General features: G+C 57.3%; 18 protein-coding genes. 14 read left to right on the top strand and 4 right to left on the bottom strand.

The annotated features are described in order from the left end of the window. Positions 1 to 4: 4 nt before the first annotated feature. The 9 genes from Z946_RS0100650 to Z946_RS0100610 are packed head-to-tail and all read left to right on the top strand — an operon-like array spanning position 5 to position 12315. Positions 5 to 2074, top strand: coding sequence for a type VI secretion system Vgr family protein (locus Z946_RS0100650; protein WP_025053819.1), 2070 nt, complete (start codon positions 5 to 7; stop codon positions 2072 to 2074). A gap of 9 nt (positions 2075 to 2083) precedes the next feature. Further along, on the top strand, positions 2084 to 2695 hold the full coding sequence (locus tag Z946_RS0100645) for a DUF6931 family protein (protein ID WP_025053818.1): 612 nt from the start codon (positions 2084 to 2086) through the stop codon (positions 2693 to 2695). Continuing rightward, positions 2692 to 3003: a PAAR domain-containing protein gene (locus Z946_RS0100640; RefSeq protein ID WP_025053817.1), complete on the top strand. Its 312-nt coding sequence runs from the start codon at positions 2692 to 2694 to the stop codon at positions 3001 to 3003. The genes Z946_RS0100645 and Z946_RS0100640 overlap by 4 nt, the downstream gene beginning before the upstream one ends. A 44-nt stretch (positions 3004 to 3047) precedes the next feature. After that, positions 3048 to 4526 carry a type VI secretion system-associated FHA domain protein TagH gene (gene tagH, locus Z946_RS0100635; RefSeq protein ID WP_241461278.1) on the top strand — a complete coding sequence of 493 codons (1479 nt, stop codon included), beginning with the start codon at positions 3048 to 3050 and terminating at the stop codon, positions 4524 to 4526. 46 nt (positions 4527 to 4572) lie between these two features. Next, on the top strand, positions 4573 to 5913 hold the full coding sequence (gene tssK / locus Z946_RS0100630; protein WP_025053815.1) for a type VI secretion system baseplate subunit TssK: 1341 nt from the start codon (positions 4573 to 4575) through the stop codon (positions 5911 to 5913). Between the two features lie 21 nt (positions 5914 to 5934). Next, positions 5935 to 7332, top strand: coding sequence for a type IVB secretion system protein IcmH/DotU (gene icmH, locus Z946_RS0100625; RefSeq protein ID WP_025053814.1), 1398 nt, complete (start codon positions 5935 to 5937; stop codon positions 7330 to 7332). After that, on the top strand, positions 7332 to 10916 hold the full coding sequence (gene tssM, locus Z946_RS0100620) for a type VI secretion system membrane subunit TssM (RefSeq protein ID WP_025053813.1): 3585 nt from the start codon (positions 7332 to 7334) through the stop codon (positions 10914 to 10916). The genes icmH and tssM overlap by 1 nt, the downstream gene beginning before the upstream one ends. Next, complete coding sequence (tagF, locus tag Z946_RS0100615) at positions 10916 to 11602, top strand: type VI secretion system-associated protein TagF (RefSeq protein ID WP_025053812.1); 687 nt, start codon at positions 10916 to 10918, stop codon at positions 11600 to 11602. Before tssM ends, tagF begins: the two co-directional genes overlap by 1 nt. After that, positions 11599 to 12315, top strand: coding sequence for a PP2C family protein-serine/threonine phosphatase (locus Z946_RS0100610; RefSeq protein ID WP_025053811.1), 717 nt, complete (start codon positions 11599 to 11601; stop codon positions 12313 to 12315). The genes tagF and Z946_RS0100610 overlap by 4 nt, the downstream gene beginning before the upstream one ends. Positions 12316 to 12324: 9 nt before the next feature. On the opposite strand, the gene Z946_RS0100605 is transcribed toward Z946_RS0100610, so the two are convergent. Both Z946_RS0100605 and Z946_RS0100600 read right to left on the bottom strand, forming a co-directional pair. Next, positions 12325 to 14493: a serine/threonine-protein kinase gene (locus tag Z946_RS0100605; protein ID WP_025053810.1), complete on the bottom strand. Its 2169-nt coding sequence runs from the start codon at positions 14491 to 14493 to the stop codon at positions 12325 to 12327. Positions 14494 to 14535: 42 nt separating this feature from the next. After that, positions 14536 to 15105 (bottom strand): OmpA family protein, encoded by a 570-nt coding sequence (locus Z946_RS0100600; RefSeq protein ID WP_025053809.1) that lies wholly within the window; start codon positions 15103 to 15105, stop codon positions 14536 to 14538. 149 nt (positions 15106 to 15254) lie between these two features. On the opposite strand from Z946_RS0100600, the gene Z946_RS0100595 reads away from it, so the two are divergent. Further along, positions 15255 to 16124 (top strand): M15 family metallopeptidase, encoded by an 870-nt coding sequence (locus Z946_RS0100595; protein ID WP_025053808.1) that lies wholly within the window; start codon positions 15255 to 15257, stop codon positions 16122 to 16124. A 111-nt stretch (positions 16125 to 16235) separates the two neighbouring features. Here Z946_RS0100595 and ppsR read toward each other — a convergent pair whose 3' ends face one another. Both ppsR and Z946_RS0100585 read right to left on the bottom strand, forming a co-directional pair. Beyond that, entirely contained in the window at positions 16236 to 17639 is a 1404-nt protein-coding gene (gene ppsR, locus Z946_RS0100590) for a transcriptional regulator PpsR (protein WP_241461277.1), read from the bottom strand. Between the two features lie 55 nt (positions 17640 to 17694). After that, positions 17695 to 18495: a cobalamin B12-binding domain-containing protein gene (locus Z946_RS0100585; protein ID WP_025053806.1), complete on the bottom strand. Its 801-nt coding sequence runs from the start codon at positions 18493 to 18495 to the stop codon at positions 17695 to 17697. A gap of 253 nt (positions 18496 to 18748) precedes the next feature. Between Z946_RS0100585 and bchF the strand changes: the two genes are divergently transcribed. The 4 genes from bchF (at position 18749) to Z946_RS0100565 (ending at position 25691) form a co-directional block, all read left to right on the top strand. After that, a complete protein-coding gene (gene bchF, locus Z946_RS0100580; RefSeq protein WP_025053805.1) occupies positions 18749 to 19237 on the top strand; it encodes a 2-vinyl bacteriochlorophyllide hydratase in 489 nt (162 codons plus the stop codon). Beyond that, positions 19234 to 20517 (top strand): ferredoxin:protochlorophyllide reductase (ATP-dependent) subunit N, encoded by a 1284-nt coding sequence (locus tag Z946_RS0100575; protein ID WP_025053804.1) that lies wholly within the window; start codon positions 19234 to 19236, stop codon positions 20515 to 20517. The genes bchF and Z946_RS0100575 overlap by 4 nt, the downstream gene beginning before the upstream one ends. Before the next feature lie 88 nt (positions 20518 to 20605). Beyond that, the gene (gene bchB / locus Z946_RS0100570) at positions 20606 to 22156 is read left to right on the top strand and encodes a ferredoxin:protochlorophyllide reductase (ATP-dependent) subunit B (protein ID WP_025053803.1); all 1551 of its coding nucleotides are present in this window, start codon (positions 20606 to 20608) and stop codon (positions 22154 to 22156) included. Next, the gene (locus tag Z946_RS0100565) at positions 22128 to 25691 is read left to right on the top strand and encodes a cobaltochelatase subunit CobN (protein ID WP_152540536.1); all 3564 of its coding nucleotides are present in this window, start codon (positions 22128 to 22130) and stop codon (positions 25689 to 25691) included. The genes bchB and Z946_RS0100565 overlap by 29 nt, the downstream gene beginning before the upstream one ends. The last annotated feature ends 28 nt before the right edge of the window (positions 25692 to 25719 follow it).

Below are 25719 nucleotides of genomic sequence, written 5' to 3'. Positions count from 1 at the left end.
TTTGATGACAGTTAGTAAGCCAAGAGAAGAGGCCTCGACATGGATGTCGGGGACATACACAACGGACAAACTTCGGCTCAAGCAGGCCGTGGTAAAAGAAAAGCTGAGCACCATCACGGAAACCACGCTGGAGTTTCTTGCCCGCAAAACAGAGGTGAAGCTCAAGGACTTCGTGGGCAAGATCATGACCGTTCACGTACATCTTGAAGACGGAGATAGCGATAAAGAGCGGCTGTTTACCGGCACCTGTATCTCTGTTGAGGCGATGGGGATGCGCGGCGGTGATGACCACTTTGTCGCGCAAATCAGGCCGTGGTTCTGGATGTTGACGCTGGCGCGCAACACGCGCGTTTTCCAGAACAAGAACGTGAAACAGATCATCGAAGAAGTGTTGGGCGATCACGGGTTTTCGGACTTCGAGATCAAGACCACCGAAACGTACGACGAGCGTGAATACTGCGTTCAGTACCGCGAGACGGATTTCGATTTTCTGTCGCGGCTGATGGAAGAAGAGGGCCTGTATTATTATTTCGACCACCGTGACGCACTGGAAAAATATGAAAAGCTGGTGATTTGTGACGGCCTAACCGCGCACGAAGCAGTTGAAGGCGACAGCAATCTAACCTTCAAGCCGCGCGACGGGGGCGATTCAAAAAGTGGTCAGACGATCTCGGAATGGGCCGCTGCGCAGAATGTCACACGCGGCAAGATCAGTCTGGTCGATTACGATTTTGAGAAGCCGTCCGTGCGCCAGCTTGAAGTCAGCGAGATGAAGAAGGGCGATCACACACACACGCAATACGAATATTACGATCTGCCTGGCCATTACCGTGGCGATAAAGATCTGGGTCAGAAACGCGCGCGGATGCGCAACGAGGCAGATGCGATCAAACATAGTGTCTGCCGTGGGGCAGGCGACGTGCGCATCTTTGGCACAGGCTTCCGCTTCAGTCTTGTCGATCACCCCGAAGAGCTGAACAACAAGGATTATCTGATTACTGAGTGCGTCCACTTTATCCGAGATTCAGAAGAAATGGCGGATAACGAAGACACATTCTTTGCGCTGGAGACCAAAGGCGCGGAAATACCGGACGAGATTGTAAACGACTATTCTTTTGCGTTCGGTGCTATTCAGGAAGACCTTCCGTTTCGCGCGCCCTTCGTCACGCCCTGGCCGGAAATTCCCGGTATCCAGATCGGCGAAGTTGTCGGACCGTCGGGTAAGGAAATCCATACTGACGAATACGGTCGGGTCAAAGTACGCTTTCGGTGGGATCGTCACAGCCCCGAAGATGATACCGCATCCTGCTGGATCAGGGTGGTCACCCAATGGTCCGGCACCAACTACGGTCTGCTCTCAATTCCGCGCATCGGGCAGGAGGTCGTCATCCAGTTCGAAGATGGCGATCCTGACAGACCTATTGTCACCGGGATGATGTATAATAAGGATAAAATGCCGCCCTACGTCGATCCGCAGCAGCCAACCCGAACGGGCATCATGACCCGATCATCACCGGACGGGCGGGAAACAGACTACAACGCTTTGGTGATGGAAGACGAAGCGGGCAGCGAATATGTCCATTTTCAGGCGCAGAAAGACTATCAGATGGTCGTCAAGGACAGCGCGCAGATCACGGTGGGCGATGACGGGCTGAACGTGGACCCCGGTGGTCACAATGCAGAAGCGGGCAGTCTGCTCCAAACGGTTAAGCAGAATGTCACGGAAGTGGTACAAGAGGGGGATAAGTCCGAAACCGTCGACAGCGGCAAGCTGGACCTGACGGTTGAGGGAAACATGACGGAAGTTGTGAGGTCGGGCGATATGAGCCTGGACGTACAATCCGGCAAGATCGAGATCGACGCCGCAGGCTCGATCGACATCACCTCCGGTTCGACCATTACCATGGAAGCTGCGCAAAAGATCACGCTCAAGGTCGGTGGTAGCAAAGTCGAGATCACGCAGTCCGGCGTGACCGTCAAAGGGACGGGGACCGCCAAAATGGAGGCTCCCGCAGTGACCGCTCAGGCTTCAGGGTTGTTGACCCTGAAGGGCAACCTGACCAAGATCAACTAAGGCGGTATGATGGGAAATCGATTCACAGATATGGTCAAGGTGCCGAAGGAGCCGGTGGCAAAGCTTTTGTCACTTGCCAACACGCGCCTGGAAACACCTGTAACGGCCCCTGTCGCTGCCATGGCGGATGAGGTGCTTGACGAACTCGACAGCAAGGGGGCACTGATCGATGTGCTTCGTGTGTTGTCGATTGTGCTGCCTGCACGCGAACGGGTCTGGTGGGCCTGTCTTGCCGCGCGCGATTATATTGGCCCCAAGACAGAACAGGACCCCAAATCACTCGTGGCGTCAGAGGACTGGGTGTTCAAGCCAACGCCGGAAAACCGCGAACGGGCCCGCGTCTCGATGGATGATGCATATATCGACGATGATACCGTGAACATTGCGATGGCGGTTCTCTATTCGGACGGCACGCTTGGCCCCGCCGATCTGGCAGAATTCCCGGCGCCTGCCGGTGCCGCGGAAACATGTGCTTTTGCAATGAATCTCGTGGCGCTAGACAAAAATTCTGATAAGTTTGAAGAGTATGGACAAATGCTCATTGACCGGGCCGTGGACATTGGACGCGGCGGCAGTGGCAAGATGGGGAACAAGCAAGACGTGAAGGAGGCGACGCCATGACATTTCCTGCCGCCCGCGTCAGCGACATGCACGGCTGTCTGGTTCCCGCACCTCCGCCTGCGACACCTGTGCCACCGCCAGGCGCGCCTGCGCCCATTTTGCCACCCTGCGCTGCCACTGTTCTTATCGGCAATCTGCCTGCCGCGCGCATGGGTGATCTGGCCACCGCGGCACCGCCACATCCTATCGTCAAAGGGTCTGCCACGGTTTTGATTATGAACATGCCAGCGGCAAGGCTGATGGATAATTGCGCCTGCGGTGGATTTATTCTGCCGCCCTGCTGCCCAACCGTGCTGATTGGAGGCTAGCGGCGGTTATGGCGGTCAAGCTGTCTTTTCAGTCATCGGGTACGATGCCGGGCGATGTAGGCCCAATGCAGATGCCGTCTGGCGGTTCGCTCAGTATCGGGCGTGGTCCGGCGAATGACATTGTGTTGCCCGATCCCGACCGCCAGCTTTCAAAAAGCCATTGTGTGGTCGAAGATCACAACGGCAACGTGGTCGTGATCGATTTCTCCACCAACGGCACATACCTCAATTATGCCAAGGCGCCGCTTGGGCGCACGCCTACGCCGCTGAACAGCGGGGACATCCTGTCGGTCGGTCCTTATGAATTGATGGTGGAAATTGCTTCCGCTCTTCCACCCCCGATCCCCGATCCGATGGGCCACGACCAGGTCTCTCACGGCGTTGCGGACAACGCCCCCGATCCACTTGCCTTGCTGGATGATGCCGCACCAGGCGGTGATTTTCTGGACGGCTTGCTTGGTTCTCCCGAAGGGCCGAAAGGTCCCGGTCAGATCAAGACCGTCGATCCCATCGACGATCTTTTGCCGCCTTTGGGCGAAGAGGAAGACCCTTTCTTCCACAAGGCTGAAGACGCGGCGAACGAGGATCTCGGTGCCAGCCAGTCGATGCATAACACCTCTGCCAGTGATAGTTTCCGCCCGGCGCAAACCGGCGGTGGTGGTGCAATTATTCCCGATGACTGGGACGATGATTTCCTGTCGCCTTCCAAACCTGAGCCGGCACCCGCGCCGCCGCCTGCACCGGCACCGGACCCTGTAGCGCAAGAGGCACCACCGGAACCGGCAGCCCCTGAACAACCACCAGCGGCACCGCTACCTGCTCCCGCCGGGCCTGTTGCAGAAACCGCCCCCGAACCTGAGCCACAAAAGACCGAACCGGTGGCGGCAAAAGAACCCGCGACTGTACCGCCTTCTGCCGAGGCACGCGTGGTCGTAACCGGCGATCAAGCGGCCGCTCACGCATTCCTTGATGCGCTGGATGTGGACGAATTGAAAATCGACGACGACGATCTGCACACCACCATGGCGCGGATGGGCCGGGTGATGCGCACCATGATTACCGGTTTGCGCGAAATCCTGATGACCCGCACGTCGATCAAATCGGAATTCCGCATTGAACAGACTATGATCAGCGCGGGCGGGAACAATCCGCTCAAGTTTTCCATCAGTGCAGAGCAGGCCATCGAAGCCTTGGTGAAACCGAAGTCCCGTGGTTATCTGGGATCGGAAACCGCGACGGAACAAGCGTTGAATGATATCAAGGCGCATGAAGTCGCGATGGTCACAGGAATGGAAGCAGCGCTGAAAGGCATTCTTGCCAAGCTCGACCCGGAAGTTCTGGGTGCACAGATTGAAAGTGGCGGCGGCATTGGCGGCCTGCTGAAAGGTAAGAAGGCCCGTTATTGGGAAGTTTACGAAAAAATGTATGGCCAGATATCCGATCAGGCCGAAAACGATTTTCACGAGTTGTTCAGCCGCGAATTTGCACGCGCCTACAAAGAGCAACTCGACAAATTAAAATAATCTCAGGCTCCGTGCGGAGCAACTGAGGCGATACAGGGAGAATTACGTGTCCTGGGACAGTAAAGTGCTTTGGACGGAGGGGTTGTTTATTCAACCGCACCATTTCCAACAGGCGGACCGCTATAGCGAAGCAATGGTTGCCGGATTGGCGCGCCGTGTCAGACCCTATGCATGGGGTCTTAACGCGCTTGAGATCGACGAAGAAGTTTTGAAGGTCGGGCAATTTGCGCTTAAGGGCTGCGCGGGTCTGACCCATGACGGCATGGTGTTTCGCGTGCCGCAAACCGATGACCACCCGCCAGCACTTGAGGTGCCGGAAACCGTCAAGGATTGCGTTGTCTATCTGACCGTTCCGCAACGCCGCCAGGGTGCCGTTGAGGTGGACATGACAGGCGCGGAGCAATCTGTCAGCCGTTTGCGCCCGTCCGAGCTTGAGATCACTGACACCATGGGGCGGGATCAAAAGCCGGTCACTATCGGAGTCGGCAAGATGCGTTTGCGTTTTGCGCTGGCTGTGGATGACCTTGCCGACATGCTGGCAATCCCGATTGCGCGGATCATCGAGGTTCGACCTGACAAGGAAATCATCCTCGACCGCAGCTTTATTCCTGCCTGTATTGATGTGCGTGCCGCCGCCCCGCTGGAAGGGTTCATCCGCGAAGTTGAGGGATTGCTGTCTCACCGTATGACCGCGCTTGCCGGTCGCCTGTCCGAAGGTGGCGCGGCAAAGGCCGTGGCGGAAGTTTCCGATTTTCTGCTGCTGACGGTCATCAACCGGTCCATCCCCCTTTTCCGGCATCTTAGCACTGTCGAAAACCTGCATCCCGAAGACGCGTATCGCCACTGCATCGCGCTGGCCGGCGAGCTTTCGGTCTTTATGACAACCAACAAGGAACCGCCGGACTTTCCGTCATATAAACACGATAATCTCTCGGTCACATTCGCGCCGGTCATCCGCACGTTGCGGCAATATCTCAGCTCTGTTCTTGAACAGACTGCGATCTCTGTCCCGCTTGAAGCACGCAAATATGGCGTCAGTGTTGGGGTCATCACCGACCGCAAACTGATCAGCACCGCCGGTTTCGTTCTGGCGGTTCAGGCGGACATCCCCGCCGAAGATGTGCGCCGCCATTTCGCAGGGCAGGCCAAGATCGGACCGGTCGAGGAAATTCGTCAGCTGGTAAACTCGGCCTTGCCGGGGATCACTTTGCGGCCAATGCCTGTTGCGCCGCGCCAGATTCCCTATCATGCTGGGGTGGTATATTTTGAACTTGCGTCCGACAGCCCGTATTGGGGCAAAATGACAACGTCTGGGGGCATCGCGGTACATGTATCAGGGCAATATCCCGGTTTGAACATGGAGCTTTGGGCGATCCGCAACAGCTAAATCGAAGAAGAGGCGCAGGCCATGTCAGACGACAACCCGTTTGCAGAACCCGATGATACGGACAAGACGGTCATCCGCCCCAATCCGGGAGGACGACGCACGCCCGCGACCCCTGCAGCACCGCCGGCTGAACCGATGGCCGCCCCTCCTGCCGCCGCCGCAGATACAATGGGTATCCCTGCTGCTGCCAGCGCACCCCAAGCCGCCAAGCGTGACGGCCCGCAAGAAGTAGAAATGGTTTTGACGGGCATGAACCAGCTGACCGCTTGTGCGGCACCGCTGTTTTCACTGATCAGCCGTATCCGCAACCGCGCGCAACATATGGATCCGGACAAGCTGCGCAGCTCGGTCGTTGCCGAAGTACGCGCCTTTGAAAACCGAGCTTTGCAGGCGGGCATACCGGCGCAAACTGTGAAAATTGCCCGCTATGCGCTTTGCGCGACGCTTGATGACGTGGTCCTGAATACACCTTGGGGCGGGCAATCAAGCTGGGGACTGCAATCAATGGTCGGTACGTTCCACCGCGAAACGGTGGGCGGCGACCGCTTTTATGATCTGCTCGCGCGGCTTGAAAAAGAGCCTGCAAACAATCTCGATGTGCTCGAATTTATCTACATGTGTCTGTCACTCGGATTCGAGGGGCGTCTGCGGATCGAACAGGGCGGGCCGGACAAACACCTGCAAATCCGCCAGGGCCTTGCCCGCATCATCCGCGGCCAGCGTGGCGATGTGGAACGCGATCTGTCGCCCCATTGGGAGGGTGAAGACAAACCTTACCGTGCGCTTTCCGCCTGGCGTCTGGTCTGGATTGCGTTAGGAACGACCGCTGCCCTGCTGGCGCTTCAGTTCACCGGCCTCTCTTATTTATTGAGCAATCAAACAGAACGATTGATCGGCCAACTGTCTGTGATCGACAGTGGCCCCGTCGCCGCTCTACAGCGTCGCGCACCGCCACCACCGCCAACACCACCCGATGAGGTGCGTCTGCAGAAGGTGGTGACATTCCTGCAAAAAGAGATCGACGAAGGCATCGTTAACGTCTTTCAAAAGGGCAATACGTTGGTCATCCGCATCGCGGGGTCCAATATGTTCGGTTCCGGCTCTGACAAGCTGACGGACAGCTTTGCCGAACCGATTGCACGCGTTGCCAATGCCCTGAACGACGAGCCGGGTCCGGTCATCATCACAGGCCATTCTGACAACATTCCGATCAAGTCGTCGCGCTTCCCGTCCAATATGCATCTTAGTCTTGCGCGTGCGAAATCGGTTATGGCGTCAATGGCAAATACGATCAAAGACCCCTCGCGCCTCACGGCAGAGGGGCGGGCAGAAAAAGAACCGATTGCGGACAACAGCACACGTGAAGGCCGCGCTGAAAACCGTCGCATCGAAGTATTGCTTGTGCAGGAGGCCAGCTGATGTTCCTACGACGGATCTTACGTCTGATCTTCAAATCGATCTATTCGATCCTGTTGATGGTGGTGATCGCACTGTCGCTTTGCGTCTGGTATCTCGCCCCGTTTATCGCCACCGAAACATGGGCACCCTTCGACAGCATCATGTCGCGTGCGATCTTTATCGGCGGTTTGTGGTTCTTCTTCCTCGGCTTGATGCTGTTTATCTTCCTGCGCCGCCGCCGCCGCGACAAGGCGATGACAGAGGAGATCGCCGAACAGATCGACGATTCCGAGGATGATGTCACCTCGGTGGAGCTGGGAGAGTTGCGCGACAAGCTAAAGACTGCGATGGCCGAATTGCGCAAATCCAAGAACGGGCGCAAACATCTGAACGAACTGCCGTGGTATGTAATGATCGGTCCTCCGGGTGCTGGCAAAACCACTGCGATTGTGAATTCCGGTCTGCAATTTCCACTGGCCGAAAGCATGGGCAAAGGCGCGATTGGTGGCGTGGGCGGGACACGCAACTGCGACTGGTGGTTTACCAATGAAGCGGTTTTGATCGACACTGCTGGCCGTTACACAACCCAGGAAAGCGACGCCGAAACCGACAACGCGGGCTGGCTCGGCTTTCTGGGCCTGCTCAAGAAGTACAGGAAACGCCAGCCGATCAACGGGGCAATGATTGCGATCTCGCTAAGCGATCTGTTGATGCAGGACGAAATTACCCAAGCCAGTCACGCGGTCGCCGTGCGCCGCCGTTTGAACGAACTGCGCGAAAAACTCGGAGTCCGTTTCCCCGTTTATGTGCTATTTACCAAGGCCGATCTGATCGCGGGCTTTAGTGAATTCTATGACAATCTGGGCAAGGAAGACCGTGAACAGGTCTGGGGTTTCACCTTGCCGCTGGACAATAACAAGGGCGAAACATCCCCCGTTGCCGCGTTTGATTCCGAATTTGCGCTGCTACTGGGACAGCTCAACGCGCAGTCGCTTGAGCGCATGCAAACCGAAATTGATCCCCAACGCCGCTCGCTCATCGCCGGATTTCCGTCACAAGTCGCAGCCATGCGGTCTGTCGCGCGCAACTTTCTGCAAGAGGTTTTTCAGGACAACCGTTATGAAAAACGCCACATGCTGCGCGGAATCTATTTCACGTCCGGTACGCAGGAAGGCACGCCAATTGACCGCCTGATGTTGGGCATGGCGCGCACCTTTGGCATTGGCCGTCAGGCCATTGGTACGGGTCAGGGGCAGGGCCGGTCCTACTTCCTGACACGTCTGTTTGAAGCTGTGATGTTCCCCGAAGCAGGTCTGGTCTCTGCGGATGACAAGGTAGAACGCCGCTACCGCTGGACCAAGCGCGCCGCCATTGCCGCCACCGTTGTTATTGCCTTGGTGACCGGTGCTTTGTTTACCCGCAGCTATCTGGGCAACGAAGAACTGATTGAGCAAGCCTCGACCTACGTGGACAGCTATCAACAACTCAGCGCCCCACTGCCCGCCAGCCCCATCGGGGATACCGATTTGCCGCCGGTTGTGGATGCCCTGAATGTCCTGCGCGACATGCCCACCAATCCCGCCCTTGGTGACCCGCGCCCCGAACGCCGCCTGACCTACGGGCTGTACCAAGGTGAGGTGATCGGCACGCAGGCCGCCCAAACTTACCGTGCGGCGCTAAACCAGCGTCTTTTGCCACGTCTGCTGCTGCGGCTCGAAGAGCAGATTACCGGCAACGTGAATAACCCCGATCTGCTTTATGAAGCGTTGAAAATCTATCTGATGCTGGGCCTCGAAGGGCCCATGAACACCGAACTCATTCGCGAGTGGATGGATATCGACTGGTCAATTACCTATGCTGGCCCCAACCGCGCTGCTTTGCGCGATGATCTGGCATTCCACCTTGATGCGTTGCTGTCGCAGCCGATGGAAAAAATCGCGTTGAATGGACCGCTTGTGGAACAGGTGCAGGGTGTATTGTCCGAAATGCCATTGGCGCAGCGGGTCTATAACGGCATCATCAACAGCGCCTCTGCGACTTCACTGCCAAAATGGCGGATCACGGATGTCGGCGGCCCTGCTGTGAAACGTGTTTTGGTGCGTTCATCCGGGAAGGCGCTGAACGATGGTATCGAAGGTATCTTTACCTATGCGGGTTTCAACGATGTGTTCCTTGGCGAAGCATTGGGCGTGGCAAAGCGCATCCAAAGCGAAAGCTGGGTACTCGGCCCGCGTGGCATCGCGGAACAATCCGATGCGGCGCTGACCGCGCTCAGCCGCGATGTGCTCGATCTCTATTACAACGATTACATCGCCCGCTATGACGCCCTGCTTGGCGACATTGACGTAACACCGCTGGAATCTCTTTCCCATGCGGTTGAGGTCACAAATGTTCTATCCGGCCCAACCTCGCCAATTGTGAACATCCTCACGGAAATCTCCCGAGAGACGAGGCTGACCGAAGAGCGAAATGCCCTTGGCCTCGATTCAAACGAGCTGAACGAGGGTTTAGGGCAGATTGCGCGCATCGAAGCGCAGTCGTCATTGAGCATTCAGGGCGAAATCCTGCTGCAAGCGCTCCAGAACTCTGCAGGCGCGCAAGCTGACGGGTCGCCGCCAAAGGCCCCCGGTGCCTATGTCGAGGAACGGTTCTCATGGCTTCATGAACTGGTGGCACGTCCAGAAGGGCAGGACAGCCAGCTTGATCTGCTCATCCTGACACTGCAGGAAGTCTATCAGGAGCTGAACAAGATGTCGTTCAGTGGTGTCGCCGCAACCGCAGCGGAAGGCGGCACTGCGACGCAACGGTTCCAGCAGATGGCCAGCCGCATTCCCGGCCCGCTTGAGCGTTGGGCATCCCAGATCACCAGCAGTTCAACCGGCATTACCGCCGACGGTACGCGGTCTTCGATCAATGCACAGTGGCAGTCAACGGTGCTGCCTTTCTGCACACAAGCGCTTGAAAACCGGTATCCCTTTAACCGTCGCGCACGCGCCGATGTGGCGATGGCGGACTTCCAGAAACTCTTTGCGCCCGGTGGCATGATCGACAGTTTCTTTGGCACCAATCTGGCCAAATTTGTCGATACCGGCACCCGACCGTGGTTGTGGAAAAAGGTGAACGACGTCGATCTGGGCATATCTCCGGCAGTGCTGTTGCAGATGCAATATGCCGCCGAGATCCGCGACGCTTTCTTTGGCGGCGGCACCACACCGTCGGTTGCGTTTCAGATCACACCGGAAGCACTGGATCCCAAGGCAGCCTCTGTGCAATTGACCATTGGGTCACAGAATGTCCTGTTTGAAACCCAACGTCCCAATAATACGCCTGTGGCAATCACTTGGCCCGGCGAGGTGGGTCTGGCCGGTGTCGTGTTCCAGCCCAACCTCAGCAACGGCGAAAGCCAGCTAGCAAAAGACGGGCCTTGGGCATGGTTCCGGCTGCTTGATGCCGCGGAAATCAGACGGACAAATGTATCCGACCGCAAGCGCGTGATCTTTAACGTGTCGGGCCGCATCGCGATCTTCCAGCTTCAATCGGGATCAGTGGTAAACCCCTTCGCCTTGCCCGCGCTCTCCAAATTCAACTGTCCCAAGACGTTCTGATGGAGCAGGGTTTCGGAGCTTTCGGGAAGATGCCCGCCTTGGGTGACTTTTTTCACATCAACGCCCCGTCGGGTTTCATGCGTGTTTGGGACGACTGGTTGCAGGGCGCGATGATGACTGGTGCGCAGGCGGGCGGTGACAGATGGGATGCGCAGTATATGTCTGCGCCGATCTGGCGTTTCACCCTTGCCCCCGGATTGGCAGGAGCGGCCAAAGTGATGGGTGTTCTCATGCCTTCCGTCGACCGGGTAGGGCGACGCTTTCCGCTGTCGTTGATGGCATCCGTGCCTGATGATGCGCCTGCGTCGCTTGACCATCTTACCCATGACGAAACCTTCGACGCCTTGGAAGATGTCGCCCTTGCTGCATTGGAGGACGGGATGGACCGCGATCGGCTTGGCGAATTGCTGGGGCAGATTAACACCGGCGCCAAAAAGGACTGCGCGCCCTTGCGCCGTGCGGGTCAGACAATCGTATTGAACGGCGCGGACGGCAGCAGCCCCGCGCCCGAGCTTGCCGCAGGATTGATCGGGGCAGGGGGCATCAGTGCGCCAAGTTTATGGACCGCCCTGATTGAAGACAAAGGACACACCATGATCTGTGACGGACTTCCCGGCACCCATGAGGCGCGTGCGCTTTTTGATTTGAACGCCCCTTTGTGGATGGATGCGAGGGTGCCTGCATGACCTTGAGAACCCGATACTCCGTCCAGACTCACGTCGGTCACAAGCGTAAGGTAAACGAAGACGCCGTTCTGGCCCTGCCGGAACTCAATGTCTGGCTGGTGTCGGACGGGATGGGCGGTCATGCGGCCGGTGACTATGCCAGCCGCTTGATCGCGGACATGGCCGCCGGAATTCCGCTCAACCTTGAACCCGCCGACCGCATTCAGGCGCTTCGTGACACGCTTCAGGAAGCGCACCGCATTATTCGTGCAGAAGCCATATCGCGCGGCAATGATGTGATCGGTGCCACCGTTGTTGGCCTGTTGCTGGCCGAGGGTCATTTCGCAGCACTTTGGGCTGGTGACAGCAGGCTCTACCGGTTGCGCGATGGCGAGATCGAGATGCTGACGACGGATCATTCAGTTGTTGCGGCATTGGTCGAGGCAGGCCAGATGAGCTGGGACGAGGCGGAACACCACCCTCAATCAAACGCCATCACGCGTGCGGTGGGCGTGGGCGATACGTTGGAGCTTGAGAAACGGCACGGTGAAATCGCGCCGGGCGACAGGTATCTGCTTTGCTCTGACGGGCTTACCAAATATGCGACTTTCGACATGCTGCGCCGTGCCCTGACCACACAACCGATCGAACTGATCTGCGATCACCTGATACAGATTGCATTGGCCGGTGGCGGCGCCGACAATATCACGACAGCGGTTGTCGATATCCTGTAGCGCTGCGGGCTATTCCGACGTTGTCAGAATAGCGGAATCCAAAGTTTCAATCATCTGGTCTGCCGCACGTGCGCTTAGCGCTTCGGTATAGGCGACAGCAGATTCCGTTGTCGGGCGCATTTGTCTAAACAATGGCGCAAAGGAGTGGATCACCAGTATTTTGCTTTTACCCAGAGAACTATCATCAACACTGAAAGCAATACTGCCCTCAGGGCGGTCTTCGTTCAAACCATAGGCCACGCGCAATGCGACCTCACCACTTTGACCATCGCGCAGGGTTTCAACCGAATTGTCTGTGCGCCCGACATTTGGCAGAAGATGAAAGACATTCCCTGACACATCCAGGACCGAAACCGAAATGTATCCGGTTGTCAGACTGTCCGGAATAATCACGTCAATCACCGGGTTCTGGCCAACCTTAAAGTCGCCGGACGTCACATCCTGACCCGAATTTCCGTCTTTGAATTCTACCTGAATATCGCTTGAGGGCGCTTCGGGCAGGTAGTTCTCAACCAGACAGAGTGTCGGATTAAGCAAGGTCGCGTTAATGACAACAAATCGGTCATCGGCAATGTCTTCCAACGCGTCCTGCAAGGTATCGCGCGTTTCTTCGCCAGCCAGTGTGCCGGAAACAAGAACCGGATCATCGGGACCGTATCCCACTGCGCCGGGGTTGTTCACTTGCGTCAGCGGACCACAGTCAGCGTATTGTGCCAGCAGATTGTCCACCTCAGCCGCATCCAGGAAAAGCGAGGTCAGCGCCACATCTATTGTACCGCTCAAACCTCCCGGCCAGTTAGCAGGATACTTTTCGGTCAGGCTGGCCAGAAGGCTGGCGTCAGAGGTGCTGCCAGAGATGCTCGCCGTGTTGCCGGTGACCGAAAGTTGCCAGTCATCCAGCTGTTCAATATCGTCCAGAACAGACAGAACATCCACATTCCATGTCGGTGCGATGTCACCGGATGCCAATGTCAGATCGGCCGTCCCGCCCAGATCATTCATACGCCCGACCAGGGTGTTTTGCATCTCGGGGTCGGGGACAAATCCGCTGGCCGAGGTCGGCAGATTCTCGGAATTGGCGATAACAAGAGAGTAAGGACTGACAGGCGGAAACTCCGGCCCGCCCCCGCCGATAAATCCGCCGAAATATGCACCGGCTCCGGCCCCAATAACGACTACAGCCGCTACAGCAGCAATCAATCCGCCCGATCCGCCACTGCTTTTGGCAGTTTTAGGTTTCGATGGTTTGGCTGCCGCAGGTGGCGTTGGAGGAGGGGGCGCTTCGGCTTTGACTTCAGGTTCAGACTTGACCGGCGGCGCGATGATTGTCGCATCCGACAGCACCTCTTCGGCACCGCCGCTTTCAAGAAATGTCAGCACCTCATCCATCGACTGGAACCGCGCATCCGGATCAGGCGCTGTCATCCGGTCTAGCAGTGATTTCAATGGTTCCGGCACACCGGAGGTATCGAGCGGGTCGTTCTTTTTCTGCACAACCTCCATAGGGTTGGCACCAACATCAGGCGATTTGCCCCTGAAGTTAGCCAGCATCAACGCACCGAGCGAGTAGATGTCGGATCGCGCATCGGTCTTTCCGCTCAGTTGTTCGGGAGCGGCGTAGGCATATTTTCCGGCAAATTCGTTTCCGACAATTGTCTCCGCACCCGGATTGGTGTCCTTGGCGATGCCGAAATCAATGACGACCGCCTGGGCCGGATCACCGTCACGTAGAATGATATTATCGGGGGACAGATCGCGGTGCACGATGCTGCGGTCATGTGCAGCTTTCAACCCTTCGCCCACACGTTTGCACAGCACAAGCAGATCTTCGGCCGGCATCGGCCCTTCCTTGAGCTTTCGGTCGAGGCCGGGACCGTCAATATAATCCATCAACAGATAGACAAGACCGTCCGACGTGCGATGGTTTTCGGAATAGCGCACAATCGCATCATGGCGGATCTCGCGAATTTCCTCTTCGCGGGTCATCAAAACAAGATAGTCGTCATTCCCCGAGAATTCTGCCTTGAGCACCTTGATGGCGACAAGCCTGCCGGAAATTTCGCTGCGCGCACGGTAGACGTCAGACGTGCCACCACGTCCCAGCAACGCCTCTATTCGGTACGTGTTATTTAACACGTCACCTGTTTGAAACGCGTCACTGGGGCGTTGTTCGGTCATGATGTCATTCCAGTCAAAAAGGCCAAGTTGCGCATACCGCGCTTAGCCAAGCGCCTGAAACTCTACCCTGCGGTTCGCATCACTGCGTGGATCACTTGGGTCGAAAGGTGCGCTTTCGCCCAGACCGATTGCTTTCAAACGGTTTTCTTCAATCCCGCAGCTCGACACCATGTGGCGCTTGACCTCTTGGGCCCGCAGTAGGGAAAGGTTTTCGTTATAGGCGGCAGAACCGGAGCTGTCCGTGTGTCCGATAATCTGGAACACAGCCACATCGACCGCTTTCATCGCTTCGCACAGGCTGTTGAGCCGTGGCTTCTGATCTTCGCGCAGTGCTGCGCTGTCAAAATCAAAGCTGATCTTGACGTTTACCTGATCGGCCTTGTCCACCGCAGTATATTCTTCCGCAGCGACAACTTCGGTTTGCGGCTGGGTCTGCGCCGTTTCAGTCGCGGCCTGCCCCGAGGGCACAATCACAAGTCCGCGAGTCTTTTGCTTGTTAAAGGCGTCCTTGATCTCGTCCGCAGTAAGGTCGGATTGCGCCTGCGCGCCATGGCCGACCAATGTCAGCAATGCAGCCGTAGAGGCCGCTGTGAGGATACGCATGAAAAACATATCTCCTCCTTTCGTATAATAGGTTCATCAAATCAACTGAGGTCAAAGTATACGACACAGACAAAGGTCACAACGGTTTTGACGCGCAGGGGTCCTTTCGCCTAAGCTATACCCATTACAACAAGCGATTTTATGAGAGCGGCCCTTAAATGAAACTGATCCCGGCCCTTATTCTGGCCTTTGCCATCATTCTGGCACCGATACTTTGGTTTGTCGTACCGATGGTGATCGGACAACCCGGCCGTGGCACCGGACCGGCAATCGATTCGCAAGCGCGGATCGAAATCGAAATTCTGAACCAGCAGGTCGAGGATATTCGCCTGAGGATGGAAGACATCCGCGAAGGGATGGCCGCCTTGGGTCAGGAAGTGCGCAACCGTCCTGCATTCCAGCCGCAGCGGCCCCAGCTTTTGCAGGCTCCCGAAACTGACGGCTCCGAGATTTTCAGCCAGAACGGGACCAACGATATCATCGACGCCTACGCGCAGGTGGTCCTGATTGCTGATCGCAGGAACGTGAACAAGGGCCTCAAGATCGCAGGCGGGCGGTATCTGACCGAAAAGCTGGGCCTGCCGCGCCAGAACTTGAGCGACAAATGCGAATCCATGACCAACCCTCGGCTGAAATCCAAGCTCAAGACAACGCAGGTTGGTCCGATCCGCGTGACAATGCTGCAGCCTGCGCTGGATTCACTCGCCCGCGTTTTCGAAGCCGTGCGGATCACCGACCCCGATCTTTACGCCCGCATTAACACCGCTGGTGCACTGTGTGTACGTCGCATCAGGGGAACCACCAATCGTGTATCGACCCACAGCTTCGGACTGGCCGTTGATCTCAACATTGACGGCAAACTTGATACGCTCGGAGACGGACGCACACAGCTTGGCCTTACCATCCTTGCGGATTTCTTCAGAACCGAAGGATGGGTATGGGGCGCATCATGGCGGCGCGAGGACAGCATGCATTTCGAAATCAGCCGCAAACAACTGGATGAGTGGCTGGCGCAAGGGAAGCTGTAGGGCCGCAAGCCGCCCAAGTTTAGAATGTGCCGTTGCGCGCGCAATTAGCCCTGTAAGTCAGATTATGTTAAATCTATTCTGCTTGAAGTGATTGGAAACCCGCACCGCAGGTTACTCATCTGTGTCTTTCTTTAGCAGGTCGTATTTGCGCAGCTTTACGTACAAGGACTGGCGTGACAGGCCAAGCATTTCCGCCGCGGCCACGCGGTTGTTTGACGTCAGCTCAACCGCTGTCTCGATGCACATCTTCTCAATCACATCTGTGGTTTTTGCCACGATACCCTTGAGCGTCTGACTGCCGATCAACTCGATAACCGACCGCATGTCGACTTCGGTGATTTGCTGGTTGGACTTGCGCATCATCTCCGCACGACTTGCGTCACGGATCACCAAAGCAAAGACCTGATCAGGCGCGCTATCCAGCAAGGTTGTCGCGATCTCTACCGGTACTTCGACACCATGCTCCCCAATCAATCGCGTTGCATAAAGCCGCATCGAACCGGTGCGGCTGGCATTTTCACGCACCACATTCAGGTCAACAGATCCGCGACCGAGGAAATCGGAAATGGACCGCCCCTTGGCGGCACGACTGTGCACCACATCGGTCAGACGCAGGAATGCGTCATTGGCACTAAGGATGTTCCCTGCCTTATTTACGAAGACGATGCCATCCGCGCCGCGCTCGAACATACTGACAAGATGCTCTTCCAACGCGTCAGACCGCAGCGAAGCGCCCTGTATATCGGAAAGCTGGCACAGCAACATCTGCTCTCCCGTGGCACGGAATATAGTGGGCCTTAGGCTCAGCTCGCGACCCGCTTTGGTTTTGACAACAATTGCAGAACCGTTTTGCGCACTTGCCAGATCAACAAGCACGTCAAGCAATCGACGGCCATTGTTCGGCAACACATAATGGCTGATGTCCTGACCCATTACGTCTGATCGGGTAGCCCCCAAAAAGGACACCGCTGATGCATTGCAATCCGTGATCTCTCCGGTACCCGCAGAAACGAACAATGTCCCTTCACTCGTGGCACCCATAAGCACTCGCAGGCGGGTGTCATACTCGCGCTGTGCTTCATAATCCTTTTCCAATGCAATCTGCGCGGCAACCAATTGTTGCTGCATCTCGGCGACAGGACGCAGATCCTGACCCAGCATCAAGAGCGCACCGTCAGTTCCGATCCGGTGAAAGCTGTAGCGCACCGGAAACCCGTCGCGCTCGGCGGAAAGCACGTGGTTCAGCTCGACAGGGCGAACAACGGCCCCTTCATTGCGCATAAAACCCGCGAGGCGTTCCTTGAACTTTGGAATTGATTCAGTGGCAAGCTGGTCGGTCAGCGGCTGACCTTCCCAACGCGCAAACGCATATTGCAACTTGGAATTCGGATTGCTGAGCACGCCCAGAACGACACCAGTGCCCGAAACGACCAAAGCCAGATCGGCAATTCGCGAAATGATCTCTGATACGATCTCCGGCTCGATCATCGGGATCAGACCGCTGGTCCAGGTCATTTCCCCTTGCGACATCATTGTTCCGGGCTTTCAGTCTTGAGAGGGCTTTCCAGTTTCATGACGCATCCCTTAACAGGGGTACCCGCATCCGCGACGGAACAGAACCCGCCTCGCAAAATTGCAGAACCTCTTGCACGTCCGACGTCACCAGGTCTGCCCCGGTGATCTCGCGTATCGCATCAGTGTGTTCCAAAATTGCCCCGCCAATAAATACCGGCGTTTTCCGGCTTTGTTGGTGCGAGATATCTACCAGAATGCGCAGGAAATCAAGGTGTTCGGGGGAAGAAGCTGACAGCAAAACGCCGGAAAGTTCCTGATTGCGCACATATTGCGCGATATCCGTGGCAGTCAGTTCAATGTCCAGATGGACTGACATGCCACGATGGCGAAGTTGACCCGCAACAATCGTGGCACCCAGCGTATGCTGAACACCGGCGGGAACCCCCACCAAAAAGGCGGGCGGACAGTGGTGTCGTTTTTCGTGCGGGACAGCCCAGTCATTTTCAAGTTTCCACAAAATGCCCTGCAACCGTGCGCTCGCAATCGTGACCGCGGCAAAATCCAAGGTATCATGCAACCATGCCTCACCCAGACGACGGGCAACCACAGGGACATACATCTCGGCTATGATGGCGCTTTCAATCCGCGCGCGCCGCATCTCTTTTATGACGCCATACAGCTGCCCGGGCTCTCGCGCCAACACCGCCTTGTACATCTGGCCCAGATAGCTTTCGAAAGGTTTACGGCTGCGGGGGTCGCAGGGGTGGGCCGGCGCAATCGTCGAAAGGACCTGCAAGGCAACCCGATTGACCTCGTCCGGGCCAGACTTCTGATCTGCGCAGTTACCTGAGGACATAGCAGTCTCCCTGAGCGTTTTTGCACCGGAGTGGCACCGCTATGCAAAAAACTGCACTTATCGTCCGCGAGGTCACCAAAAATGTCAAACTAAATTGACATTCGGGTCGTCGCATTTGCTTAAACCCCTACTATTCATACGCATTAGGCACTCAACGGGAACCGTATACAGATTCCTATTGTGTAAATGAAAGTTGACACATTGCATTCTACCTGCCAGATTTTAGGGAGTTCAGCCAGCCAAGGGGGGAGCCATGGCCACGCACCACACCACGACCCAAGGCGCCAATCCGCTTTACACGCCCGCGCAGAAGATGCGCAGGGATCAGACGATCTGGACCCTCGTGCAAGGCATCTTGGCCCCCCTCCAATTCATCGTTTTTCTGGTCTCGCTTGTTCTGGTTTGCCGCTACCTCTTGAGCGGCGAGGGGTACGCCGCGGCAAGCTGGTCGATCGTGGTAAAAACCGGGTTCCTTTTCCTCATCATGATCACCGGTGCGATCTGGGAAAAAGTCGTCTTCGGTCAATGGCTTTTTGCGGATGCGTTCTTTTGGGAGGACGTCTTCAGCTTTGCCGTCATCGCTCTGCATTCCCTTTATCTCTATGGTTTGTTTATCAGTGGCATGGCCCCGATGACCCTGATGGTGATCGCGCTGGCGGCCTATGCGGCCTATGTGATCAATGCAGGCCAATTTATCTGGAAACTGCGCATGGCGCGCCTTCAATCGGAGGCCGCAGCATGACGGATCAATTCACGCCACCACCCGCCCTTGGATGCCGCACGTCACCAGTCCTCAAACAACGTGGCCAGCGGGAGGTTTTTTGTGGTCTGACCGGCATCATCTGGCTGCACCGAAAAATTCAGGACGCATTCTTTCTCGTTGTCGGCTCGCGCACCTGTGCACACCTTTTACAAAGCGCCGCCGGGGTGATGATCTTTGCCGAACCTCGATTCGGCACAGCGATTCTCGAAGAATCGGACCTTGCCGGCCTTAATGACACCCACGCCGAACTGGATCGCACGGTGAACGAGCTGCTCTCTCGCCGCCCTGACATTCGGCAGCTCTTCCTGGTCGGCTCCTGCCCCTCCGAGGTGATCAAGCTCGACCTGAGCCGCGCCGCCGAGCGCCTGACTCAGCAATTCGCGCCCAAAGTACGGGTCTTGGAATACTCCGGTTCCGGTATTGAAACGACATTCACGCAAGGCGAGGATGCCTGCCTTGCCGCGATGGTCCCCGTTCTGCCCGCTACAAATGAGCGCGAGCTTTTGGTTGTCGGTGCTCTGCCTGATGTTGTCGAAGACCAGATGCTCAGCTTGCTGGACGGTCTGGGCGTTGGACCGGTGCGGGTATTGCCCGCCCGTTCGGTTGATACGGAAATGGGTGTGGGCGAAAATACTGTCTATGCGCTGACCCAACCCTTTCTGACCGAAACGCACGCCGCCCTTGAACGCCGCGGCGCACACCACCTCGCCGCCCCCTTCCCTTTTGGCGACGAAGGTACAACCGCATGGCTGGCTGCAATCGCAGCCGAATTCGGGGTTTCTGACGAGAAATTTAAAGAGGTTACCGAAGCCCCCCGCCGCCGCGCCCGCGCGGCCATCGCCCAGGCGTCACAACCGCTGCACGGACAATCGGCTTTCTTCTTCCCCGACAGCCAGCTTGAGGTCCCCCTCGCCCGCTTCCTGACCCGCGAATGCGGCATGACCGCAATCGAGGTCGGCATGCCTTATATTCACGATGCGGTGCACGGCCCCGATCTGGACCTGCTGCCGTCTGGCCCGCAAATCTCCGAAGGACAGGACGTGGACATGCAGCTTGACCGCTGCCGCGCCGCCCGCCCCGACCTGACGGTCTGCGGTCTGGGCCTCGCAAACCCGCTTGAGGCCGAGGGCCTCAGCACCAAATGGGCCATCGAACTGGTGTTCACGCCGGTGCATTTCTACGAACAGGCGGGCGATCTGGCCTCCCTCTTTGCGCGCCCCCTGCGCCGCAAATCTATTCTGGGGGTCGCCGCAGAATGACCCTCCCCCCTCTTTTCTCTTCAAATATCCCGGGAGCGCGAGGGCTGGCCCTCGCACCTGTCCGAACAAACACACGCAGGCCTTTTAAATGAAGCTCACCGTCTGGACATATGAAGGCCCGCCGCATGTTGGTGCCATGCGCGTTGCAACCGGCATGAAGGGTCTGCACTACGTCCTGCACGCCCCGCAGGGTGACACCTATGCCGATCTGCTGTTCACTATGATTGAGCGGCGCGACCATCGCCCGCCGGTTACCTACACAACATTTCAGGCCCGTGATCTGGGGTCCGACACAGCCGGCCTGTTCAAACGCGCCTGCCAAGATGCCTATGACCGCTTCAAACCCGAAGCGATCATTGTCGGTGCGTCCTGTACGGCCGAACTGATCCAGGACGATCCCGGCGGTCTGGCCGAAACCATGGGCCTTGATATCCCTGTGATCCCGCTTGAATTGCCCAGCTATCAGCGCAAGGAAAATTTCGGCGCAGACGAGACGTTCTTCCAGATCGTCAGACACCTCGCCAAACCGATGGAAAAGACCGCGCGCATGTCGTGCAACATCATCGGGCCGACGGCTTTGGGCTTTCGCCATCGCGACGACGTTCAGGAAATCACCAACCTGCTTTATGAGCTGGGGATCGAGGTCAATGTAACCGCGCCCATGGGAGCAACCCCTTCCGACATCGCCAAGATGGGTCAGGCCCATTTCAATGTCCTGCTCTATCCCGAAACGGGCGAACAAGCGGCACGGTATTGCGAGAAGAAATTCGATCAGCCTTATACCAAGGTAATTCCTATCGGCGCTGGTGCCACCTACGACTTTATCGCCGAGGTGCGCAGTCTTTCAGACTCAATCGCACAGATCGACACAGACAGGCTGCGCCAGACATGGTGGTCGCGCTCCGTCGACTCAACGTATTTGACCGGCAAGCGTGTATTCATCTTTGGGGACGGCACCCATGTTCTGACAGCAGCGCGCATTGCGCGCGACGAGATGGGTTTCGAAGTTGCAGGCATGGGATGCTACAACCGCGAACAAGCCCGCCCCGTGCGTGCCTTGGCCAAAGAATTCGGTTTGGAAGCGCTGATCACCGACGACTACCTTGAGGTAGAGCGCACCATCGAAGCACTGCAGCCCGAGATGATCCTCGGCACACAGATGGAGCGCCACATCGGCAAGCGTCTGGGTATTCCCTGCGCCGTCATATCTGCGCCTGTCCATGTGCAGGACTTTCCCGCCCGCTATTCCCCACAGATGGGATTTGAGGGTGCCAATGTGATTTTCGATACCTGGATCCACCCGCTGGTGATGGGGCTGGAAGAGCATCTGCTGCACATGTTCCGAGAGGATTTCGAGTTCAATGATGCGGCGGGCCCGTCCCATCACGGGGGCCACGCGCCTGCAGCGTCCGCCGGAGGGGCGCAAGCGCCCGTGAGTGATAGTGGAAAGATGAAGCCGGAGGTTCAGCCCACCGGTGAGGTCATCTGGCTGGATCAAGCGGAGCGGGAGCTCAAGAAGATACCGTTTTTTGTACGCGGCAAGGCGCGGCGCAATACCGAAAGCTATGCGGCGGACAAAGGTCTGCAAGAAATTTCAATCGACACCCTGTATGAGGCCAAAGCCCACTTTGCGCGATGATGTAACCCATAAGCCTTACAACGTCGTGTTGCTGACGTTGGACCGCCACGCAGCGGGTCCTGCGGCACGGGTTGCCCCGCGTCTTGCGCAGGATTTTGACGGCCTGCGCCTCATCATCCACGCGGCTGCCGAATGGGAGAAAAGCCCCGCAGCGCTGGAGGCGGCACGTGCAGATGTTGCGCGTGCGGATATCATCGTGACGTCGGTGATCTTCCTCGAAGATCAGGTGCATGCGATTTTGGACGATTTGAAAGCTCGGCGTGACGTTTGTGATGCGATGATCAATGTCATCGCCGATCAGGAAATCGTGCAGCTGACGCGCATGGGCGATCTGGATATGTCGCGTCCGGCATCCGGCGTGATGGGGCTTTTGAAAAAGCTCAAACCCTCCGGCAAGTCAGGATCATCCGGACGTGACATGACCAAGATGCTGCGCCGGTTGCCGAAAATTCTGAGACTGATCCCGGGCAAATCCCAAGACCTGCGGGCTTGGTTTTTGGCGATGCAGTATTGGTTGGGTGGCTCGGACGAGAACATCGAAAGCATGGTGCGCTTCATCCTGTCGCGCTACGCCACCTCGCGCCCCGAATGGCTTGGCACAGATGCGGCTCTGCCCGTGGAATATCCGGAAGTGGGGCTTTACCACCCTGATCTTCCCCAGAAGGGGATCGTCACAGATCTGGCCGATATGCCCGTTTCGGGCGATGGTCCAACCATTGGTCTGCTGATGCTGCGCAGCTATATCCTCGCTGGTGATACCGCGCATTACGACCACGTGATCCGCACGTTTGAGGCGCGCGGCATGCGGGTGATCCCCGCTTTTGCCGGCGGGCTTGATGGCCGCCCTGCTCTTGATGCCTACTTTGGCGGCATTGATGCGATGGTCTCGCTCACCGGATTTTCTCTTGTTGGCGGTCCGGCCTATAACGACAGCCCCGCTGCCGTTGCAGCGCTTGAGGCATTGGACGTGCCGTATCTGTCGGCGCAGCCCCTCGAATTCCAGACGTTGAATCAATGGGCGATCGGTGACCAAGGGCTCAGCCCGATTGAATCCACCATCCTGATCGCACTGCCCGAGATCGACGGCGCAACCAATCCGACTGTTTTCGCAGGCCGTCACGGCAGCGACGGATGCAGCGGTTGTGCGCACAAGTGTCAGGCCATAGGCAACGACAAAGCCATGTCCCCCTGTCTGGAGCGTATCGACGCATTGGCGGACAAGGCTGAACGTTTGGGCCATCTGCGCCGCAAAGCAAACGCAGACAAGACGCTCGCCATCGTACTGTTCGGTTTTCCGCCCAACGCAGGGGCGGTGGGCACCGCCGCGTACCTCGCCGTTTTTGAAAGCCTCTTTAACACATTGCACCGTCTGGCGGACGACGGGTACGACCTTACTCCGCCCACGAGTGTCGACGCCCTGCGCGAGTACATCCTGAACGGCAACGCCAAAACCTACGGCCAAGAAGCCAATATCGCCGCCACCGTTAGCGCCAATCAGATTGTGCAGCGCACGCCATGGCTGGAAGAGATCGAAGCAGTCTGGGGCCCTGCCCCCGGCAAGAAACAATCAAACGGGCGCGAGGTCTTCATCCTCGGGGCGCAATTCGGCAAGGTGTTCGTCGGCGTACAGCCCACCTTTGGCTATGAGGGCGATCCGATGCGCCTGCTGTTCGAAGGCGGATTTGCCCCGACCCATGCCTTCAACGCGTTTTACCAGTACATCAAAGACGATCTACGCGCTGATGCCGTCCTACATTTCGGCATGCACGGCGCGCTGGAATTTATGCCCGGTAAGCAAAATGGTCTTTGCGGTGCGGATTGGCCGGACCGGATGATAGGCAATCTTCCCAACATCTACCTTTATGCCGCGAATAACCCGTCCGAGGCGACCCTTGCCAAGCGCCGCAGCAATGCTGTGACCGTCACCTATCTGACTCCACCTTTGCAAACCGCTGGCCTTTATCGCGGTTTGGCCGACCTCAAAGACAGTATGCAGCGCTGGCGTGCGATGCCTGGCGGCGATCCGGCTCGCGGCGATATCGCGGACCTCATTGCAGTGCAGGCTGACGCCGTTGATATGGATGGCACCGATCCCGACACCCTCTGGCTGCAACTGCTGGAGACCGAAGACGCGCTGATCCCTGACGGCCTGCACATCGTTGGCAAGAAGCTGTCGGCAGAAGAGCGCACAGATATGCTTAACCTAATGGATTTCCGCGACGCTCAGCATCGCGCGGATACCGATAAACTGCTGTCTGATGATCACGAGCTGCCTGCCCTGATGCGTGCGTTGAACGCTCAATTCATCAGCCCCGTGCCCGGTGGCGATGTGATCCGCGCGCCCGAAATCCTGCCCACGGGCCGCAACATACACGCATTCGATCCGTTCCGGATGCCGACGGCATTCGCCATGAAGGACGGTGCCGTTCAGGCCCATGAATTGATCGAAACGCACAAAAGCCTTCCGCGGACGGTGGCATTGGTGCTGTGGGGCAGTGACAATATCAAATCGAACGGTGTGCCCATGGCGCAGGCGCTCAACCTGATGGGCGCAAAGCCACGGTTTGACCGCAACGGCCGTCTGTGTGGGGCTGATCTTTTGACCCTCGAAGAGTTGGGCCGCGCCCGCGTAGATGTGATCGTCACACTCTCGGGCATCTTTCGCGATCTGCTGCCCTTGCAGACCAAGTTGATGGCCGATGCTGCACTACAATGCGCCATGGCTGACGAGCCCGAGGCACTGAACCCCATCCGCCAGCACGCGCTTGCCTACATGGCCGAGCATGGATGCGACATGAAAACCGCCGCTTTGCGCGTGTTCTCGAACGCCGAAGGTGCCTATGGCTCCAACGTCAACCAGATGGTCGATAACTCCACTTTCGAGGACGAGAATGATCTGGCCGATGCCTATCAGGCCCGCAAAAGCTTTGCCTACGGCACCGATGGTGAAGCCAGCCAGCAAAGCGATTTGTTGCAGAACACACTGGCCAATGTGGACCTTGCCTATCAGAACCTTGAATCAGTTGAGCTGGGCGTCACCACGGTCGACCATTATTTCGATACGCTTGGCGGCATCGCCTCTGCGGTGAAACGCGCCAAGGGCAGCGATACAACACCCATCTACATCGGTGATCAGACACGCGGCGGTGCCACGGTCCGCACCTTGCAAGATCAGGTCGCGCTTGAAACACGCGCCCGCAATCTGAACCCGAAATATTTCGAAGGACTGCTAAAGCACGGCCACGAGGGGGTCCGCCAGATTGAGGCGAACATCACCAATACCGTCGGTTGGAGCGCAACCACCGGCAAGGTCGAACCTTGGGTCTATCAACAGCTGAGCGAGACTTTTGTGCTGGATGACGAAATGCGCAAACGTCTGGCAGACCTCAACCCGCAAGCATCGATGCGTATGGCCAACCGGCTGCTCGAGGCCTCAGACCGCGATTACTGGCAACCGGATGAAGCGACACTTGAAGCGCTGCAGAACGCAGCAGACGCCATCGAAGATCAACTAGAGGGCATTGCAGCCGAATGACCCGTCACACCGGATAGAAAGGGATAAC

Source organism: Sulfitobacter noctilucicola (genome assembly GCF_000622385.1).
GTDB lineage: Bacteria > Pseudomonadota > Alphaproteobacteria > Rhodobacterales > Rhodobacteraceae > Sulfitobacter > Sulfitobacter noctilucicola.
The sequence above is the reverse complement of the archived record's forward strand: the minus strand, read 5'-3'. Positions and strand labels throughout refer to the sequence as shown.

Excerpts from the sequence above, each read along its gene's own strand:
- Z946_RS0100650 (WP_025053819.1), top strand. The coding sequence starts at position 5 with ATGACAGTTAGTAAGCCAAGAGAAGAGGCCTCGACATGGATGTCGGGG.
- Z946_RS0100645 (WP_025053818.1), top strand. The coding sequence starts at position 2,084 with ATGGGAAATCGATTCACAGATATGGTCAAGGTGCCGAAGGAGCCGGTG.
- Z946_RS0100640 (WP_025053817.1), top strand. The coding sequence starts at position 2,692 with ATGACATTTCCTGCCGCCCGCGTCAGCGACATGCACGGCTGTCTGGTT.
- tagH (WP_241461278.1), top strand. The coding sequence starts at position 3,048 with ATGCCGGGCGATGTAGGCCCAATGCAGATGCCGTCTGGCGGTTCGCTC.
- icmH (WP_025053814.1), top strand. The coding sequence starts at position 5,935 with ATGTCAGACGACAACCCGTTTGCAGAACCCGATGATACGGACAAGACG.
- tssM (WP_025053813.1), top strand. The coding sequence starts at position 7,332 with ATGTTCCTACGACGGATCTTACGTCTGATCTTCAAATCGATCTATTCG.
- tagF (WP_025053812.1), top strand. The coding sequence starts at position 10,916 with ATGGAGCAGGGTTTCGGAGCTTTCGGGAAGATGCCCGCCTTGGGTGAC.
- Z946_RS0100610 (WP_025053811.1), top strand. The coding sequence starts at position 11,599 with ATGACCTTGAGAACCCGATACTCCGTCCAGACTCACGTCGGTCACAAG.
- Z946_RS0100605 (WP_025053810.1), bottom strand. The coding sequence starts at position 14,493 with ATGACCGAACAACGCCCCAGTGACGCGTTTCAAACAGGTGACGTGTTA.
- Z946_RS0100600 (WP_025053809.1), bottom strand. The coding sequence starts at position 15,105 with ATGTTTTTCATGCGTATCCTCACAGCGGCCTCTACGGCTGCATTGCTG.
- Z946_RS0100595 (WP_025053808.1), top strand. The coding sequence starts at position 15,255 with ATGAAACTGATCCCGGCCCTTATTCTGGCCTTTGCCATCATTCTGGCA.
- ppsR (WP_241461277.1), bottom strand. The coding sequence starts at position 17,639 with ATGACCTGGACCAGCGGTCTGATCCCGATGATCGAGCCGGAGATCGTA.
- Z946_RS0100585 (WP_025053806.1), bottom strand. The coding sequence starts at position 18,495 with ATGTCCTCAGGTAACTGCGCAGATCAGAAGTCTGGCCCGGACGAGGTC.
- bchF (WP_025053805.1), top strand. The coding sequence starts at position 18,749 with ATGGCCACGCACCACACCACGACCCAAGGCGCCAATCCGCTTTACACG.
- Z946_RS0100575 (WP_025053804.1), top strand. The coding sequence starts at position 19,234 with ATGACGGATCAATTCACGCCACCACCCGCCCTTGGATGCCGCACGTCA.
- bchB (WP_025053803.1), top strand. The coding sequence starts at position 20,606 with ATGAAGCTCACCGTCTGGACATATGAAGGCCCGCCGCATGTTGGTGCC.
- Z946_RS0100565 (WP_152540536.1), top strand. The coding sequence starts at position 22,128 with ATGAGGCCAAAGCCCACTTTGCGCGATGATGTAACCCATAAGCCTTAC.